The 17,640-nt window shown below is 33.5% G+C and carries 15 protein-coding genes and 2 pseudogenes; 2 read left to right on the forward strand and 15 right to left on the reverse strand.

Annotated elements, in window-relative coordinates; genetic code table 11:
• Positions 1-26 precede the first annotated feature (26 nt).
• On the forward strand, positions 27-1,559 hold the full coding sequence (locus tag B6K90_RS11535) for a multicopper oxidase family protein (protein ID WP_088013105.1): 1,533 nt from the start codon (positions 27-29) through the stop codon (positions 1,557-1,559).
• Between the two features lie 168 nt (positions 1,560-1,727).
• Here B6K90_RS11535 and dapA read toward each other — a convergent pair whose 3' ends face one another.
• The 6 genes and pseudogenes from dapA to B6K90_RS23710 all read right to left on the reverse strand — a co-directional run bounded on the left by dapA (position 1,728) and on the right by B6K90_RS23710 (position 6,422).
• Positions 1,728-2,621 carry a 4-hydroxy-tetrahydrodipicolinate synthase gene (gene dapA, locus B6K90_RS11540; protein WP_088012906.1) on the reverse strand — a complete coding sequence of 298 codons (894 nt, stop codon included), beginning with the start codon at positions 2,619-2,621 and terminating at the stop codon, positions 1,728-1,730.
• A 20-nt stretch (positions 2,622-2,641) separates the two neighbouring features.
• Positions 2,642-3,871 carry an aspartate kinase gene (gene dapG, locus B6K90_RS11545; RefSeq protein ID WP_088012907.1) on the reverse strand — a complete coding sequence of 410 codons (1,230 nt, stop codon included), beginning with the start codon at positions 3,869-3,871 and terminating at the stop codon, positions 2,642-2,644.
• A gap of 25 nt (positions 3,872-3,896) precedes the next feature.
• Positions 3,897-4,940: an aspartate-semialdehyde dehydrogenase gene (gene asd / locus B6K90_RS11550; RefSeq protein ID WP_088012908.1), complete on the reverse strand. Its 1,044-nt coding sequence runs from the start codon at positions 4,938-4,940 to the stop codon at positions 3,897-3,899.
• 183 nt (positions 4,941-5,123) lie between these two features.
• Positions 5,124-5,306, reverse strand: a pseudogene (gene spoVFB, locus B6K90_RS11555) (dipicolinate synthase subunit B); the annotation flags it as partial.
• Between the two features lie 147 nt (positions 5,307-5,453).
• On the reverse strand, positions 5,454-5,987 hold the full coding sequence (locus B6K90_RS11560; protein WP_088012909.1) for a hypothetical protein: 534 nt from the start codon (positions 5,985-5,987) through the stop codon (positions 5,454-5,456).
• Positions 5,988-6,245: 258 nt separating this feature from the next.
• Positions 6,246-6,422: a hypothetical protein gene (locus B6K90_RS23710; protein WP_167555348.1), complete on the reverse strand. Its 177-nt coding sequence runs from the start codon at positions 6,420-6,422 to the stop codon at positions 6,246-6,248.
• A gap of 121 nt (positions 6,423-6,543) precedes the next feature.
• On the opposite strand from B6K90_RS23710, the gene B6K90_RS11565 reads away from it, so the two are divergent.
• The gene (locus tag B6K90_RS11565) at positions 6,544-8,040 is read left to right on the forward strand and encodes a recombinase family protein (protein WP_088012910.1); all 1,497 of its coding nucleotides are present in this window, start codon (positions 6,544-6,546) and stop codon (positions 8,038-8,040) included.
• 35 nt (positions 8,041-8,075) lie between these two features.
• On the opposite strand, the pseudogene dpaB reads toward B6K90_RS11565, so the two are convergent.
• The 9 genes and pseudogenes from dpaB to rbfA form a co-directional block, all read right to left on the reverse strand.
• A pseudogene (dpaB, locus tag B6K90_RS11570) lies at positions 8,076-8,501 on the reverse strand (dipicolinate synthase subunit B); the annotation flags it as partial.
• Positions 8,498-9,400 (reverse strand): dipicolinic acid synthetase subunit A, encoded by a 903-nt coding sequence (gene dpaA / locus B6K90_RS11575; RefSeq protein WP_088012911.1) that lies wholly within the window; start codon positions 9,398-9,400, stop codon positions 8,498-8,500. The pseudogene dpaB and the gene dpaA, both read right to left, overlap by 4 nt.
• A gap of 239 nt (positions 9,401-9,639) precedes the next feature.
• Complete coding sequence (locus B6K90_RS11580; RefSeq protein WP_088012913.1) at positions 9,640-10,878, reverse strand: M16 family metallopeptidase; 1,239 nt, start codon at positions 10,876-10,878, stop codon at positions 9,640-9,642.
• A 101-nt stretch (positions 10,879-10,979) separates the two neighbouring features.
• The gene (locus B6K90_RS11585; protein ID WP_088012914.1) at positions 10,980-11,966 is read right to left on the reverse strand and encodes a polysaccharide deacetylase family protein; all 987 of its coding nucleotides are present in this window, start codon (positions 11,964-11,966) and stop codon (positions 10,980-10,982) included.
• Between the two features lie 451 nt (positions 11,967-12,417).
• The gene (pnp, locus tag B6K90_RS11590) at positions 12,418-14,532 is read right to left on the reverse strand and encodes a polyribonucleotide nucleotidyltransferase (RefSeq protein ID WP_088012915.1); all 2,115 of its coding nucleotides are present in this window, start codon (positions 14,530-14,532) and stop codon (positions 12,418-12,420) included.
• Between the two features lie 232 nt (positions 14,533-14,764).
• Positions 14,765-15,034, reverse strand: coding sequence for a 30S ribosomal protein S15 (gene rpsO, locus B6K90_RS11595; protein WP_025568545.1), 270 nt, complete (start codon positions 15,032-15,034; stop codon positions 14,765-14,767).
• 135 nt (positions 15,035-15,169) lie between these two features.
• On the reverse strand, positions 15,170-16,117 hold the full coding sequence (gene ribF / locus B6K90_RS11600; protein ID WP_088012916.1) for a bifunctional riboflavin kinase/FAD synthetase: 948 nt from the start codon (positions 16,115-16,117) through the stop codon (positions 15,170-15,172).
• A gap of 72 nt (positions 16,118-16,189) precedes the next feature.
• A complete protein-coding gene (truB, locus tag B6K90_RS11605) occupies positions 16,190-17,101 on the reverse strand; it encodes a tRNA pseudouridine(55) synthase TruB (protein WP_088012917.1) in 912 nt (303 codons plus the stop codon).
• 72 nt (positions 17,102-17,173) lie between these two features.
• Entirely contained in the window at positions 17,174-17,521 is a 348-nt protein-coding gene (gene rbfA, locus B6K90_RS11610; RefSeq protein ID WP_025568543.1) for a 30S ribosome-binding factor RbfA, read from the reverse strand.
• Positions 17,522-17,640: the final 119 nt, after the last annotated feature.

The raw sequence follows: 17,640 nt of genomic DNA on the forward strand, positions 1-17,640 counted from the left end.
TCGGTAAAGTAGATCAATCCGTAAAAATGAATCTATCTAAATTTGTAGACGAACTACCCATTCCTCCTATTTTAAAACCCCGCTGGAAAGATCAATTTTATACTTATTATGAAGTAACGATGTCCGAGTTCAAGCAATCACTCCATAGCGAGTTAAATGACTCAACTGTTTGGGGTTACGAAGGAAGCTATCCGGGACCTACAATTAAAGTAGAAAAAGGTGAAATAGTATTTATTAAATGGATCAATGATCTCCCAGATAAACACTTATTTCCTATAGACTATACTGTTCATGGTGCTCATTTTGATGTCCCTCAAGTAAGGACGGTAGTGCATGTACATGGTGCTTGTGTTGAATCTGAAAGCGATGGCTATCCTGAAGCTTGGTTTACAAAAGATTATAAACAAGTTGGACGTTATTTTAGAAAGCAAGTTTATCGATACGATAATTGCGATAGCGCATCTACGCTTTGGTATCATGATCATGCACTTGGCATTACAAGGCTTAATATTTATGCTGGATTAGCAGGATTCTATCTAATTAGTGATCAGAGGGAAAGAAAGTTAAATTTACCGAATGGGAAATATGATGTCCCATTAATGATACAAGATAAAAGTTTTAATAATGATGGTTCACTTTATTATCCAAACCAACCAGATAAACCAATCAAAGAACTACAAACGTCTATTATCCCTGAATTTGTTGGTGATACAGTGATTGTAAATGGTAAAGTCCATCCTTATTTAAGTGTGGAACCAAGAAAATATCGATTTAGGCTACTTAACGGATCTAATTCACGCTTTTTTCGAATTAAGCTTGATTCTGGTCAACTGATGTATCAAATCGCAACAGATGGCGGATTCATACAACATCCAATTGGAATAAATGAGCTCATGTTATCACCTTCGGAACGAGCAGAAGTAATCATCGATTTTACGAATCTTGAAGGTAAGAAAATTATTATGCACAGTGATGCTCCTACCCCTTTTCCAACAGGAAGACCTGTTGATGAAAATACGGGAGTTGTGATGCAATTTAAAGTTAATTTGCCGTTATCAAATGTGGATACGAGTATGATACCAGCTAATATGGTGCCCTATCAAAAAATAAATGAACGGTCAGCTTCATTGGTGCGATACTTAACATTAGATCACAAGATGGATAAGTATGGACGAGAAATTATGTTATTGGATAATAAACATTGGGATGCCCCCATTTCAGAAAATCCGAAAGTAGGAGCGATCGAAATATGGTATTTTATTAACTTAACGCCCGATGCTCATCCTATCCATATTCACTTAATTGATTTCCAAATTTTAGATCGAAGAAACTTTGATGTAGAAAAGTATAAAAAAGAAAGGATTATACATTACACAGGTCCACCTACTCCACCTGAAGTGCAAGAACGTGGATGGAAGGACACTGTTCAATCTAATCCAAACCAAATAACTAGAATAATCATGAGGTTTGGGCCATTTACAGGATTATATGTATGGCACTGCCATATGTTGGAACACGAGGATTACGAAATGATGAGACCATTTATTGTGATCCAATAGGAGAATTCGTTGTTTTATCGGATTTTTTGTTGTTGAATAATCAATAAGCTTATAATACGTGTATTTTAAATCCGTTCAATTAGTAAAATCTTTTTACCCATATCTCTAAAATAAAAAACCACTTACGCCATCCAATTTAATCGGATAGGACGTAAGTGGTTTTTGTTATTAATTATTTTGTAATGCTTCGTCTAATTTGTTAATTAAGATACTTAAAGTTGTACGTTCAGCTTCTGAAAGTGGTACAAGTGGTAAACGAACTCCACCAACATCTAAACCTTTCATTTGTAAAGCTGTTTTAATTGGACCTGGGCTTGGAGCCATGAAGAATCCTTCAAATAATGGTAGTAGTTTACGGTGTAAGAATTGTGCTTTAGCCATGTCTCCTGTAAAGAAGCTTTCAGCTAATTGCTGCATTTCATTTCCTAACACGTGTGAAGCTACAGAAACAGTTCCTTTTGAACCAATTGCAAATGCAGGAAGCGTTAATCCGTCGTCACCACAATATAATTCAAAATCTTCAGGCGTACGGTCAATAATTTCCGTCATTATGCTTAAGTTGCCAGTAGCGTCTTTAATAGCAACTATATTTTGAATTTCTGCTAATCTTACTACTGTGTCTACAGAAAGACTAGCCACTGTTCTACCTGGTACATTATATAGCATTACAGGTAGTTCAGTACTTTCAGCTGCCGCTTTAAAGTGCTGATACAGTCCTTCTTGATTTGGTTTATTATAATAAGGTACAACAACCATAATTGCGTCTACGCTTAAAGCAGAAACCTTTTTTGTTAATTCAACTGTTTCACGAGTATTATTACTTCCTGTACCCGCGATGACAGGTATTCTTCCATCTGCAGTTGAAACAACATGACTAATTAATGCTAATTTTTCTTCTGAAGTTAACGTTGGAGATTCTCCAGTTGTTCCACAAACTACGATTGAATCCGTACCATTCTCAATTAAGTAGTTCACAAGTTTTGTTGTTTTTGCGAAATCAATATTTCCTTTTGAATCAAAAGGTGTTACCATCGCTGTTGAAATTTTACCAAATCTACTCATTGTTCCACTCCGATCAAATATTAATCCACTTTAACTGAACTAAGTTCAAATGCATCATGAAGTGCAGTAACTGCTTCGACCATATCTTCATTTTTGACAAGCACCCAAATAGTCGTATGACTATCAGCTGATTGTAAAATTTGTATGCCTTTTTCAGCTAGTGCAGTTACAATTTTTGAAGTTACGCCAGGTACTCCTGCGATCGCAGCTCCAACTATTGATACTTTTGCACATCCTGTTGTGTATGAAGGCTCATAGCCAATTCCTTTTAATACATCAATTGCTTTTGAAGCAACTTCATCACTTACAGTGTATACTACACCATTAGGTGAGATATTAATAAAGTCTACACTTATTCCTTTATTTGCCATTGCTTTAAATACTTGAGAATGTAAATCAAAAGTATGTTCCTTTGAAGTTACTCTAATTTGAGTAACATTCGGTACATGTGCAATTCCTGTAATTAAACGATCTTGAATATTTTCACCAATAATTCGTTGTGTAGGATTCGATGTTACTAGTGTACCTAAACTATTTGAATAAGTTGAACGAATTCGAATTGGCACTTTCCCCTGCATTGCGATTTCTACAGCCCTTGGATGAATTACTTTCGCTCCTTGATATGCCATATTACAAATTTCAGCATAAGTAACAACTGATAAAGGTCTTGCTTCTTTTACGATCCTTGGATCTGCTGTCATTACGCCTTCAACGTCAGTAAAGATTTCGATTGTTTCTGCGCCAACAGCAACCCCAAGAGCAGAAGCAGAAGTATCACTTCCACCTCTACCTAATGTCGTGATATCACCATTAGTTGTTGATCCTTGGAATCCTGCGACTACTACAACATCAAAGTTTTCTAGCTCTTTAATTAGACGGCCACATTTCATATCAAGTATTTTTGCATTTCCAAATTCATCATTTGTTCGGAAACCTGCTGAAGCACCTGTCATTGCCATAGCATGAATACCATTTTCATTCAATAAATTTGAAAAAACAATAGATGAAATTGTTTCACCACATGACATTAATAAATCAAGTTCTCTTTGTGTAACCTTACTTTTTTTCGCGCCAACTAGATTTAATAGTGTATCTGTTGCATATGGTTCACCTTTTCGTCCCATTGCAGATACAACTACAACTATTTTATATCCTTTTTCTAATGCTTCTTTTATATGCTTAAGTGCGTGCTTTCTTCCATTTTCGTCACGTACTGAAGTCCCTCCAAATTTTTGGACTAATATTTTCATCCTTGCACCTCTCTAGCAGTTTTCACTAAATGATGCTTAACTCAATTAATCTTTCAGCAATTTGCACTGAATTCCAAGCAGCACCTTTTAATAGATTATCTGAAACGATCCATAAATGGAAACCTAATGGATTATCTAGGTCTTTACGGATACGTCCTACGTATACTTCATTACTTCCAATACTGTAAAATGGCATTGGGTATAGTTGTTGTTCTGGATCATCTTGTAAAACGATTCCAGGTGCATCACTTAATAGTGATTTAAGTTCAGCTACCGATACTTCTTTATCAACTTCAATGTATACAGATTCAGAGTGACCAGAAATTACAGGAAGTCTTACACAAGTCGCGCTAATCTGTAATTCAGGTAAATGCATGATTTTTTTAGTTTCATTAATCATTTTCATTTCTTCATAAGTATATCCATTGTCAGTAAATACATCGATTTGTGGAATTGCGTTAAAAGCAATTTGATAATGTTTCTCACCACTTTTTACCGGTAATACTGATGGAGTTGCTTCTTCACCATTTAAGAATGCTTGCGCTTGTTCCTTTAAAGCTTCAATTGCTGTTACGCCAGCACCAGAAACGGCTTGGTAAGTTGAAACGACTACTTTATTTAAACCAATTGTTTGACGAATTGGTTCAAGGGCAACAACCATTTGAATTGTTGAACAATTCGGATTTGCAATAATACCTTTATGATTAAATAAATCTTTGTCATTTACTTCAGGTACAACTAATGGCACATCTTCAGCCATTCTGAATGCACTAGTGTTATCTACTACTACTGCCCCTCTTTTAACTGCTTCAGGAGCTAGTTCTTTTGATACAGAGCCACCAGCACTAAATAAAGCAATATCTACACCTTCAAAAGCCTCAGGAGTAGCTTCTTGAACAATAATTTCTTGACCTTTATATGTTAATTTTGTTCCTGCAGAACGTTTTGAAGATAAATATTTAATTTCTTTTACTGGAAAATTTCTTTTTTCCAATGTTGCAATCATTTGTTGTCCAACCGCTCCAGTTGCACCTACTACGGCTACTACATAACTTTGTTTATTCCCCACTTTTTTTGCACCATCCCTGTTTTCACTTTTATTAAATAGTTTACGTCAAATGAAGTTGATATTCAAAGGTTTTCGCTTGAATAATTCTTTTCATAGTAACGAGTATGTATCCTATGACACATACTCAATTTTCTTTCATTCTAACATAGAAAAAATAATTCAGTCCTATTTTTTCTAAAATATTTATTGGAGATCACGATATTTTTCAACTAAAACAGGTTGAAGTTGTTTTCCTTCAATAGAAGATTTCACTGTATCAAGTAATGAATCCATTCTTGCTACTAATGAATTTGGTTTTTTTATTGGATCATCTTGACCAAAGGGAATAAAATAGATATTTTTTGTACTCATTAAACGCATTAAATTATGACTTAGAGGATAATACCTATTTAAATGGAATATCATTGGTTTAGGACACAGAAAAATTGACTTAAAAAGGAGTTGATTAAAGGATTTAAAAGGGGATTGAAACAAAAAATTAAGCTTAGTAAAAATAATTTTTAAGATCTCACCCTAATGATTGTAATGAACGATATATTTAGCGTAAACATAATCAAGTTGTTTTTTAATGCAAGTATTATAAAAGGTTTGTTTATAATCAGTATATAACACCTTTAAAAAACGATCTCTAATTGATTTAATCGTCAAATTATGAAACCGTAAATAGGTTTCAGTCCAAAATACCATATTATTTGAAAAAGTTTCATCGTCGATTTCAAAAAATGTTCGTACAGCTCGAACTCCAATATTCCCCAGTAATACAGTAACATCCTCAACATCAACATTTGCATCAAGTTCAAAAATAATAATCTCATTATCGCTTCTAGTTCTATTATTTGTACCCTTAACTGAATATCCTATTAATTCACCTTTTGTAAGATTTAAAGCAACTACACCTTTAGCATAATCTAAAGCCCAGTTATTATAAGCTAGTTCTAAGACATCTTTTATTCTTACATTTGAAATTAAATGATCAGCAAGTTTTCGTTCGATCAACTTTTCCATTGTAAAAAATTGTTTTTTCAAATGATATTCGATAATAATCAACATTCCTCTCTTTGATGAATATTTAGAATCACTATCACTATAATTACTACTGTTATGTAAAAAAAATGACAGATTTTTGAAGAATCTGTCTCAGAAGTAATTAAAAATAATTGAATCATCATGATTATGGTCATTATTATATCTGCACATAAAATGATTGCATATTTAGTTTTTTACCGTTGTAAAGTACTTTTCATAGAGGAATAGATCCTATCGAATAAAAAAAGCACCCTATTTTAGGTGCTTGCTAAATTCAACTTACTTGTCATCTTTTTTATACATTTCTTGTTTAACAATCTTCCAACCAACTGTATGGACTTCTTCAATTATTTTCTTTCTATTTTCTTCTGTAACATCATTTGGCGCAATTATATTCACTTTTGTTTTTCCAAATTGATAGGTAGCAGTAAATTCTGTTTGTTTACTCAGTATCACCACCCCCATAATTCATTGTATGTTTAGTTTTATTACGGACTAACCAACCTTTTTTTGCCTATTGATTCAAAAATTAATTAATTCCTTAATTTGACATATATATAGTCTATGAGGTGATTAAATGGAACGAGTTGCATTGTACTTGCGTAAAAGCCGTGCAGATTTAGATGCAGAGGCTAGAGGTGAAGGTGAGACCTTATCAAAGCATAAAGAGCAGCTTTTAAAATTCGCTAAGGAAAATAATATAAATATAATCTGTATCCGACAGGAAATTGCTTCCGGGGAATCGCTTGTTTATCGGCCAGAAATGTTAAAGCTTTTACAAGAAGTTGAAGAATTTAAATATGATGGTGTGTTAGTAATGGATATGGATCGTCTTGGACGCGGTAATATGAAGGAACAGGGTATTATTTTAGAAACGTTCAAATCATCTAGAACAAAAATTATTACCCCAAGAAAGACCTATGATCTTCATGATGAATTTGATGAGGAATACAGTGAGTTTGAGGCATTTATGGCGCGAAAAGAATTAAAAATAATTACTCGTAGGCTTCAACGTGGTCGAATTTTATCAGTCCAAAGAGGAAATTATATCGGAACCTTTGCACCTTATGGATATGAGATTTATGAGACGAAGGAATTCCGCTCTTTACGTATTAATAGCAATCAGGCCAAAGTAGTGAGAAGTATTTTTGAATGGTATACGAAGGACTTGATTGGTGCAAATGAAATAGCTAACCGTTTAAACCAAATGAATATCCCCTCCTATACTGGAAAAAAATGGAGTTACCATTCAATTTTGGAGATGATAAAAAATCCTATTTATATTGGTAAGGTGACTTGGAATAAAAAATCAAGTAAGGGTATAAGAAAACCAAAATCTGAATGGTTAATTGTTGATGGAAAACATGAAGCAATCATTGATCCTGATCTATACAATTTAGCACAAGATATTTTAAATAGTCGATACCATGCACCTTATAATAGTAAATTAAGTAATCAGCTCGCTGGATTAATTTTTTGCAGTAAATGCGGATCAAAGTTACAGCAGCGTTATCCAAAAGGTAAGCCTAGACAAATTGTGTGTACAAATAATCGTTGTAACACTCGATCTTCATATACTCATTTAATTGAAGAGAGACTCCTACAAGGGTTGGAAATTTGGTTAAAAGAATATAAAATAAGTTTTACGAATCAAACCGACCAGGAAGATTTTGAAGTGATTAATTTAAAAAAGCAAGCACTTAAACAAATAGAAAATGATTTAAATGAATTAATAAAACAAAAAAATAATTTATTCAATTTACTAGAACGTGGTGTCTATGATGAATCAATCTACAGTGAACGTTCTGAAATCCTCTCTAATCGACTAAAAGAACTTTCAAATAGTAAGACATTAATTTTGGATGAACTGGCTATATACAACAATAGAGAGCTGCTAAATGAACAAGTTATTCCAACCTTTGAAAAAGTGTTAGATTTGTATTACAAAACAACTGATATAGAACTTAAAAATCGTCTCTTGAAATCAGTTTTATTTAAAGTTGAGTATCAAAAAGAACAACATCAAAAACTTGATGATTTTACACTTATACTTTACCCGAAGCTTCCCCAATGAATTTGTTAACTGATTTGGTATTATCATCTAAGTCACATTAAATTCGTTCCATTTAAACCTAAAGCATCGTTTGTAGAAATACCTAAAACAACAGGTTTTCCATTTCTTAATGTAGCTTTAGCTGCCATTAAAACAGGGCTATCAGTTTGAGCATTAGCAAACTTACTCATTGAATTTCCTGTTAACGGTGCAATTACCATACAATCTAATTGTACTTTTGGACCAAATGGTTCCGCTCCTACAATTGAATCAACTGTTTTACGCCCTGTAATTTCTTCTATTTTTTCAATCCAGTCTTCACCTACACCAAACCTGGTTGTTGTGCTTTTTACTGTAAAAGTAACAACAGGGTATACGTCAGCTCCATCATCTACTAACTTTTGAATTTGAGGTACTACCTCTTCATAAGTACAATGTGAACCTGTAATACCAAATCCAATTTTCTTGCCTTTCAACGTCATTTTGGTTGCCCCTTCCTTTTCTCTAAATCTACCTTTAATAGCTGTGTTAGTACGTTTCCAATTATTTGACCTGCTGTTTTAGGAGCAACGATTCCTGGTAAACCTGGTGCTAATAATGCCTTAATGCCTCTTTTTTCAGCAAAACGAAAATCTGTTCCTCCAGGTTTAGAAGCTAAATCAATGATCAGTGAATGTGATTGTAATTTTGAAATGACACTTGCTGTAACGATTTGAACTGGAACTGTATTAATTACAACATCCACATCCTTTAAGGCTTCTTCAATGTTCTTAAATTCAAAAGCTTCTAAGCCCATTTCAACAATTCTAGCAATATGTTCTGATTTACGAGCCCCTACTTTTACTTTTGCTCCTAAATTATGAAAAGTTCTCGCGACACTCATTCCTGTACGACCTAACCCTAATACGGCTACTTTCGAATTATGAATTGTATATTCCGTATGTTGAATTACCATCATAATCGTACCTTCAACTGTCGGAATACTATTATAAATAGCTACATCGTCTCGTTCAAATAATTTTACTAACTTTCGATTTGAAGCTGTAACTATACTATCTAAGTAAGAGTTACTTATTCCAGAGTAAATCGTACAATGTGAAGGAGTATTATCTAAAATTTCTTTTGTCAGCACGACTTTTTCATTCGAAAAAATTGTATCGACAACTCCTTCATTATTCGTACCTGGTACAGGTAGAAGGATTGCATCTAGATCTTTAAAATCTGCATCTGCCAATAATTCTTTTGATGCACTTGTAAAGCCACTATCTAATTGTTCAAACCCTATTAATGTTACCTTTGCGTCTAACTCTGTTAACTTCCGAATAACTTCCAGCTGTCTGGCGTCCCCACCAATAACAGCAATATGCAAGCCAGTTAACATGCAGCATTCACCTTCTTTACATCACTATGGTAAATGGAAATTTATCTCTGTAAGCAGGACTACCGCCTAACATCTTTCTCCTAAATATCTTATGAATCTTCCATTGCATTGGTGAAGATTCTTTCTAAAATTAAGGAGCAGTAATCAAAAAGTGTTTCAATCTATACAAAAAACTATTTTCGGTCAGTTGAAAAATAAAAAGAGGAGCCTTTATTAAAAGGATCCCCTAGTTAATTAACTTATTGAATATTTGATGGAATTACCCCATCAGGACTTACTAATGAAACAGCATAGTCGTCAGTAAAAACAAACTTCGCAATTTCATTTACTTTATCAATTGTTACACCATCTATTAGTTGAATTACTTCATCTAAAGTACGGTGATTTCCTAGCATTAATTCATTTTTACCATTTCGGCTCATTCTGCTATTTGTGCTTTCTAAGCCTAACATTAAATTACCTTTTAATTGCTCTTTACAATTATTTAATTCTTTTTCTGTTATTCCATCAGCCTTTAATACTTTTAAGGTTTCTTGGATTGTTTCAAATAATTGATTTAATTGGCTTTTTCCAGTACCTGCATAAATTGCAACTGTACCGCTATCTTGGTATGCAGAGTGATAAGAGAAAACTGAATATGCAAGTCCTCTTTGTTCACGAACATCTTGGAATAATCGACTACTCATACTGCCACCAAGTATATTATTTAAGGCAATTAATGGATATAAATCACTATGACCAAGTTCAAGACCTCTATACCCAACACAAAGATGTGCTTGCTCTGTTTCTTTCTTACGAGCAATTTGTCCATAATGTATTGTAGGGATACCAAAGTTTACATCTTTCTTTTTCCCCTCATAATTTCCAAATAAATCTTCAACACGTTTAATAAAGGATTCATCAATATTACCCGCAATCGAAATAACAACTTGATCAGGTGTGTAAAAATCCTTCATGTACTGACGTAAAGTATCGCCGTTAAAAGATTTTAAAGTTTCTTCAGTACCTAAAATTGGATAACCTAATGGATGAGTTTCATACATAACTTTACTTAATAAATCATGTACTAAATCATCTGGTGTATCATCGTACATTTTGATTTCTTCAAGTACTACATTTTTTTCTTTTTCTAATTCACCTTCATCAAAAGTAGAATTAAAAAACATATCTCCTAACACTTCTAAAGCGTAATCAGCATGAGTATCTAACACTTTAGCGTAATAACAAGTATATTCTTTTGAAGTAAATGCATTTACTTGTCCACCAATTGAATCGAAACTTTCAGCGATTTCTTTCGCATTGCGTGTTTTGGTACCTTTAAAGAACATATGCTCAAGAAAATGTGAAACACCATTCAGTTCCGACGTTTCATTGCATGAACCTGTTTTAATCCAGACTCCAAGTGCAACTGAACGGACAGTTGAAATATTTTCAATTACTACTCTGACTCCATTTTTGCAAGTATGTCGTACAATCATGTAATGCCTCCTATGTATACACCATCTATTTACATTATTGTAATAAGATTGAAAAATTTAACTATATTTTACAATCATCTTAACAAAGCTGAATGTAATTGTCATTTGTTTTCAACTTTTTTAATTGGATCGAACCGTTTTTCATCTAATAAAGTTGAAATATTTACAACTTCTCTACCTGATGCCTCTATTTTTGTGATTAGTTCATCAAGTGCTTCAGCTGTCGGTTTCGTTGGATGCATAAGAACGATTGTACCATTACCTACTTTAGTCATAACACGATTAATAATAACTTCTCTCGGCGGTTTCTGCCAATCAATCGTATCTGCTGTCCACATTATTGTTTTTAAGCCTAAATTTGAAGCAATTTTAACTACTTCATCACGATAACTACCGCTTGGAGGGGCAAACCATACAACTTTTTGATCAGTTGTAGCTAGTATGACTGAATTGGTTTCCGTTATTTCATTTCTTATTTCCTGACTACCTAATCTTGCCATATCCGGATGTGAATAAGAATGGTTCCCAACTTCTTGGTCTGCAGCCGTGATTAGTTGAGCAACAGTTGGGTTATTTTTTACCCATCTACCTTCGAGAAAGAATGTTGCTTTTGCATTGTGCTTCTTTAAAACTTCTAACATTTTCGGAATATATTCATTTCCCCATGCAACATTTATTGTAAATGCTACCATTGGTTTTTCAGGATTCCCTTTATACACTGGTGATGGTGGTAAATCCTTTAAATGAACTTTTGGAGAAACTTCTTTAAATACTAGTTTATTCTGATCAAACTTACCTTTTGCCTTCATTTTCTTATACGATGCATTAATATCAACTGTTAAACCGTTATAGCCGGGTATTGCTTTCCAAACCGAGTCTACATAAGCATCTTTTGGAGGTATCTCAAAATTTGTCGCTTTTGTTTTGATTTCATCATATAATCCACTTTTTTTTGTTTTTGCTGTTACAACTGATGATTTTGAAGTTAAGTTCCTTACGTATTGATTAGTATATTGATTTCTAACGACTAAAATTGCTAGAAATAATGCTATTACGAATGCTAAGATTTTTAACCGACTTCTACTCATTTCCTTAACACCCTCCTACTAGAAGGAATATGATATTTTTAATAAAATAGAACAAGCTTTCTCCAACTTATGTACGACCAAATTAGCAATAACTAATTTATCTGGTAATTTCTAGTTCTACTTTTCTTATTGTAACCAAAAAAATTTTAGCCACACATTAAATTCTGGAAATTTAACCTCTCATGACTAAAGTCACAAGATTCTTTGGCATTAGCTTACTTGCAAGTGTATTTCTTTACTAACAGAGGTTTCTAAGCTAACACCTTAGTTCCTACTTTTTTTGATGTTCTAGTATAAGTACCTCAACGAATTCTATTTCATCTACATGACTGAAGTCACAAGTATTCTCGGCTGAAGTGATAATAAAAGTGGGATATTTGGAAGTAAAATAAAAAAACAACAGGTTCATTATTAAATGTGCCTGTTGTTTTTATTAAGGAAGGGCTAGAGCTTAGTTTTGCTCAGCTTTTTCTTTTTGCTCTTTTAATACAGCTTTGCGTGATAGGTTTACTCGTCCTTGTTTGTCGATTTCAGTTACTTTTACTAGGATTTCGTCTCCAAGTGAAACTACGTCTTCAACTTTCGCAATGCGTTCTTCAGCAAGTTCAGAAATATGAACTAATCCATCTTTACCTGCAAAGATTTCAACGAATGCGCCGAATTTTTCAATTCGTTTTACTTTACCCATGTATAATTGCCCTACTTCTACTTCACGAACAAGGTCTTCAATAATTTGTTTTGCACGTTCGTTCATAGGTTGGTCTACAGATGAAATAAATACTGTTCCATCTTGTTCAATGTCAATTTTCACGCCAGTTTCTTCAATAATTTTATTGATTTGTTTTCCACCTGGTCCAATAACATCTTTAATTTTATCTGGGTTAATTGTCATCATTAAGATTTTTGGAGCAAACTCAGATAATGCTGTTCTTGGTTCGCTTATTGTAGCAAGCATTGAATTAAGAATTTGCATACGTCCAATTTTTGCTTGTTCTAATGCTTCTTTTAAAATTTGTTCTGATAGACCTTCAATTTTGATGTCCATTTGAAGTGCAGTTACACCTTTAGCTGTTCCTGCTACTTTAAAGTCCATATCTCCTAAATGATCTTCCATACCTTGAATGTCTGTAAGAACTGAATAATGTTCACCAGATTTAATTAATCCCATTGCAATACCAGCAACAGGTGCCTTAATTGGTACACCAGCATCCATCATTGCTAGAGTACTTGCACAAATACTTGCTTGTGAAGTTGATCCATTTGATTCAAGTACTTCTGATACAAGGCGGATTGTGTATGGGAAATCTTTTTGATCTGGAATACTTGGCTCAAGTGCTCTTTCACCTAATGCTCCATGTCCAATTTCACGGCGACCTGGTCCACGGATTGGTCCTGTTTCACCAACACTAAATTGTGGGAAATTGTAATGATGCATAAATCGTTTTGATTCTTCTATACCTAAACCATCAAGAATTTGCACATCACCTAGCGCACCTAGTGTACAAATGCTTAACGCTTGAGTTTGTCCACGAGTGAATAATCCAGAACCATGTGTACGTGGTAGTAAACCAACTTGTGATGATAATGGACGGATTTCATCTAATTTTCTTCCATCAGGACGAACTTTTTCAACCGTGATTAAACGACGCACTTCTTCTTTTACTAGCATTGAAAGGATTTCTTTAACTTGTCCAATACTCTCTTCGTCTGCTTCATTTTCTTCAAACTGAAGTACAACACGTTCTTTCACTTCATTGATCGCAGCTTCACGAGCATGTTTTTCATGAACTTGAATAGCTGCATTTAATTCTGTTTCACAAATTTCACGAATTTGTTTTTCTAATTCAGCATCAAGTTCATGAAGCTGAATTTCCATTTTTTCTTTTCCAATTTGTGCTACTATTTCTTCTTGGAATGCAATTAATTTTTTAATTTCTTCATGACCAAACATAATTGCTTCTAACATTACTTCTTCTGGCACTTCATTAGCTCCAGCTTCAACCATGTTAATTGCATCTTTCGTTCCAGCAACTGTTAAATTAATGTCACTGTTTTCAGCTTGCTCAACAGTTGGATTAATAATAAATTCGCCATTTATACGACCTACTACAACTCCAGCAATTGGTCCGTTAAAAGGAATATCAGATACGGATAGAGCTAATGAACTACCAAACATAGCAGCCATTTCTGATGAACAATCTTGGTCAACGCTCATTACTATACTGATTACTTGTACTTCATTACGGAATCCATCTGCAAATAATGGTCGAATTGGGCGGTCAATTAGTCGACTCGCTAATATTGCCTTTTCACTCGGTCTACCTTCACGTTTAATAAATCCACCAGGAATTTTACCTACTGCATATAAACGCTCTTCGTAGTTTACTGTTAATGGGAAAAAGCTAACTTTTTTAGGTTCCTTTGATGCAGTTGCTGTTGCTAATACGACTGTATCTTCGTATCTTACTAAAACTGCTCCATTTGCTTGCTTTGCTAATTGTCCTACTTCAACAGTAAGAGTTTTACCAGCAAGTTCAGTGGAAAAAACGTGCTTTTGTTGTTCCATATGGTATAAATACCCCTCTCTAATTTACAATTCAAAGTCTAAACTAATTATGTAAAAAAATCGTATATTCTCTATTATCTCCTATGTTTAGTAAAGAAATCAACTAACGAGAAAAAGAGAATAAATATTTATAAATTTAAAATTCAATGGATCTTTAATTTTAAATCGATATGTATAAGAAAAAGCGGGAAGAATCCCGCTTTTTCTTGAAGTATCAAATTAATACCCGAAATTAACGACGTAAACCTAATTTGTTAATTAATTCACGGTAACGAGTAATGTCTTTGTTACGTAAGTAGTTAAGTAAGTTACGACGCTTACCAACCATTTTTAATAAACCACGACGAGAGTGGTGATCTTTTTTGTGAGTACGTAAGTGCCCATTTAAAGAGTTAATGTTTTCAGTTAAAACTGCAATTTGAACTTCTGGAGAACCAGTATCGTTCGCATGAGTTTTGTAAGTGCTGATAATTTCGTTTTTACGTTCTTGAGTTAATGCCATGTTTTTTCACCTCATAATAATATTGTTGAACACCTATCACCTAGCAGTCGTCGGTGAATCGATTTGCCAAGCAACGGTTTTTCAAGTACTTTATTAATATTACATTGTTTTAATTATAAAAGCAAGTATTCAAAATTAGTTATTCTCGCGGAAATAACTTTTTACTGTTTCACGATCTTTTTGTAATTGATCGATTAACTCATTTATACCATTAAACTTCTTTTCATCCCGTATTCTAGCATACCAAAAAATTTCAACTTCTTTTCCGTATATATCTTCATTAAAATCAAAAATATTTACTTCAATTGTTTGTTTTTGGAACTCATGATAGAAAGTTGGTTTGTATCCAATATTACACATACCTTCATATAATTCACCGTTAACAATACATTTCACAGCATAAACGCCTACTGAAGGTAATGCGTACGGAATTGAAACTGAAATATTAGCTGTCGGAAATCCAATTGTTCGACCACGTTTGTCGCCATCTACAACGATTCCTTTAATTTGATACTGTCTGCCAAGCAGGTGGGTAGCATCTTCCATTTCACCAGCTTTTATCGCTTCTCTAATTCGGGTTGAACTTACTTTCTCATCGTCTAAAACGAATTTTGAAATTGTTGATTGAGTAAATTCACCTCTAGAATGAAATGGTAATGATTCCATATTCCCTTTACCATATTTTCCAAATGAAAAATCGAATCCAGCAACAACATGTTTTGCATTTAAAGAAATAATGTATTGATCAACAAATTCTTGTGGTAGTAGGGTAGCAAATTCCTCTGAAAATTCAACAACAAATAGTTGGTCTACACAAAGTTTCTCCATCCACTTCACTTTTAGCTCCAAAGGTGTCAAATAGGAAATCGCATCATCACGATTTCCGAGAACTGCTGATGGATGAGGATCGAATGTCATCACTGATAATAATAATCCTTTTTCATCCGCAATTTCTTTTGCAGCTTTTATGACTTGTTGATGACCTTTATGTACTCCATCAAAAAAGCCAAGTGCTAAGACCGTTTCTTTACAATCTTCTTTTTTTATTGAATGAGGATGGGTGATTTTTATTATTTTTGTCATATTTATCACCTTTTCTATAATCAAGTCTCTTTTCCCATTATAGAACAATGAATAAAATTTATATAGTTTTTTCTATTGGTTATGGAATACTCTTGTCGGTTTAATTACAGTATTATTTTTAGGATTTGGAGTGTACATTGCAATAATTCTATTATTTTCGTTGTAGACTGCAATATATTCTCCTTCTTTACAGTTCATTGAATTTGGAAAAAATCCACCATTAAATACTCTAATCTCTTCTTCGGCATTCACATCTAGACGTGGATATTCATTAAGAGCTTGCTCCATCGATAACATTACACGATCTAAAGTAGAATCATTAGCATTTTCCTCTAATTCAGCAAAAGTAACACAATCATCAATAGTAAATGCGCCAGCTTTTGTTCTAGTTAAATAAGACATATGAGCAGGGAAGCCTAAAAGTTCACCTATTTGAACTGCTAAAGTTCTAATATATGTACCTTTACTACAGAAAACTTCAAATTTAAATGAAATTGTATCGCCTTCGAATTCTTGTCGGTCATCAAGTAAAATAATTTCATATATTGTAACCGTTCTAGTTGGTCGTTCAACTTCGATTCCAGCTCTAGCGTATTCATATAGCTTTTTCCCATTTACTTTAACAGCAGAATACATAGGAGGAGTTTGTGTAATATCTCCTGTTAATTGATTTAATACATTTAAAATTTCTTCACGAGTAAAAACTCGATCAACCTTCTTTTGATCAATAATTTCACCATGAGCATCCTCAGTTGTTGTAGAAAACCCGATCGTAATTTCACCAATATATTTTTTCCGATCATCGGTTAAATATGGTATTAATTTTGTAGCTTCACCTACACATATCGGCAAAACACCTGTTACTTCTGGATCAAGAGTCCCTGTATGACCGACTTTTTTTGTCTTTAAAATCTTTCTAATTTTAAAGACACAATCATGAGAGGTAAGACCCGCTGGTTTATTAAGTGCTATTACACCATTCATCTTATCACCTATCGCATATTTTTTAGCATGATGAAAAATGGATAGACGAATCACTCGCCTATCCATTCATTATCAGTTATTCTCTTTATTAATTTGAGTTAGCAATGTCTCAATTCGATTACCATAATCGACTGATTCATCAAATTCAAAAATTAATTCTGGCGTCTTACGTAAACGAATACGTTGACCGATTTCAGAACGGATAAATCCTTTTGCTTTCGCTAATCCAATTAATGTATTTTGACGCTGTTCATCGTCACCTAATACTGAAATATAGACTTTAGCTTGTTGTAGGTCACCAGTTACTTGAACATCAGTAACTGTAACGAAGCCGATTCTTGGATCTTTAATTTTTCTACCAATGATTTCACCAAGTTCTTTCTTCATTTGTTCCCCAACACGATGTGCTCTTACTTTCATACTTTCACCTCTATCTTACAAAGCAAAACAATTCGTGCTTTCATACGATTAGTTTAACTAATTGTATAAATAATTATTTATTTATTATGCTGAACTTATTCATTTGTGATAAGTCCGTT

It is taken from the genome of Gottfriedia acidiceleris, assembly GCF_002128425.1.
Lineage (GTDB): Bacteria > Bacillota > Bacilli > Bacillales > Bacillaceae_G > Gottfriedia > Gottfriedia acidiceleris.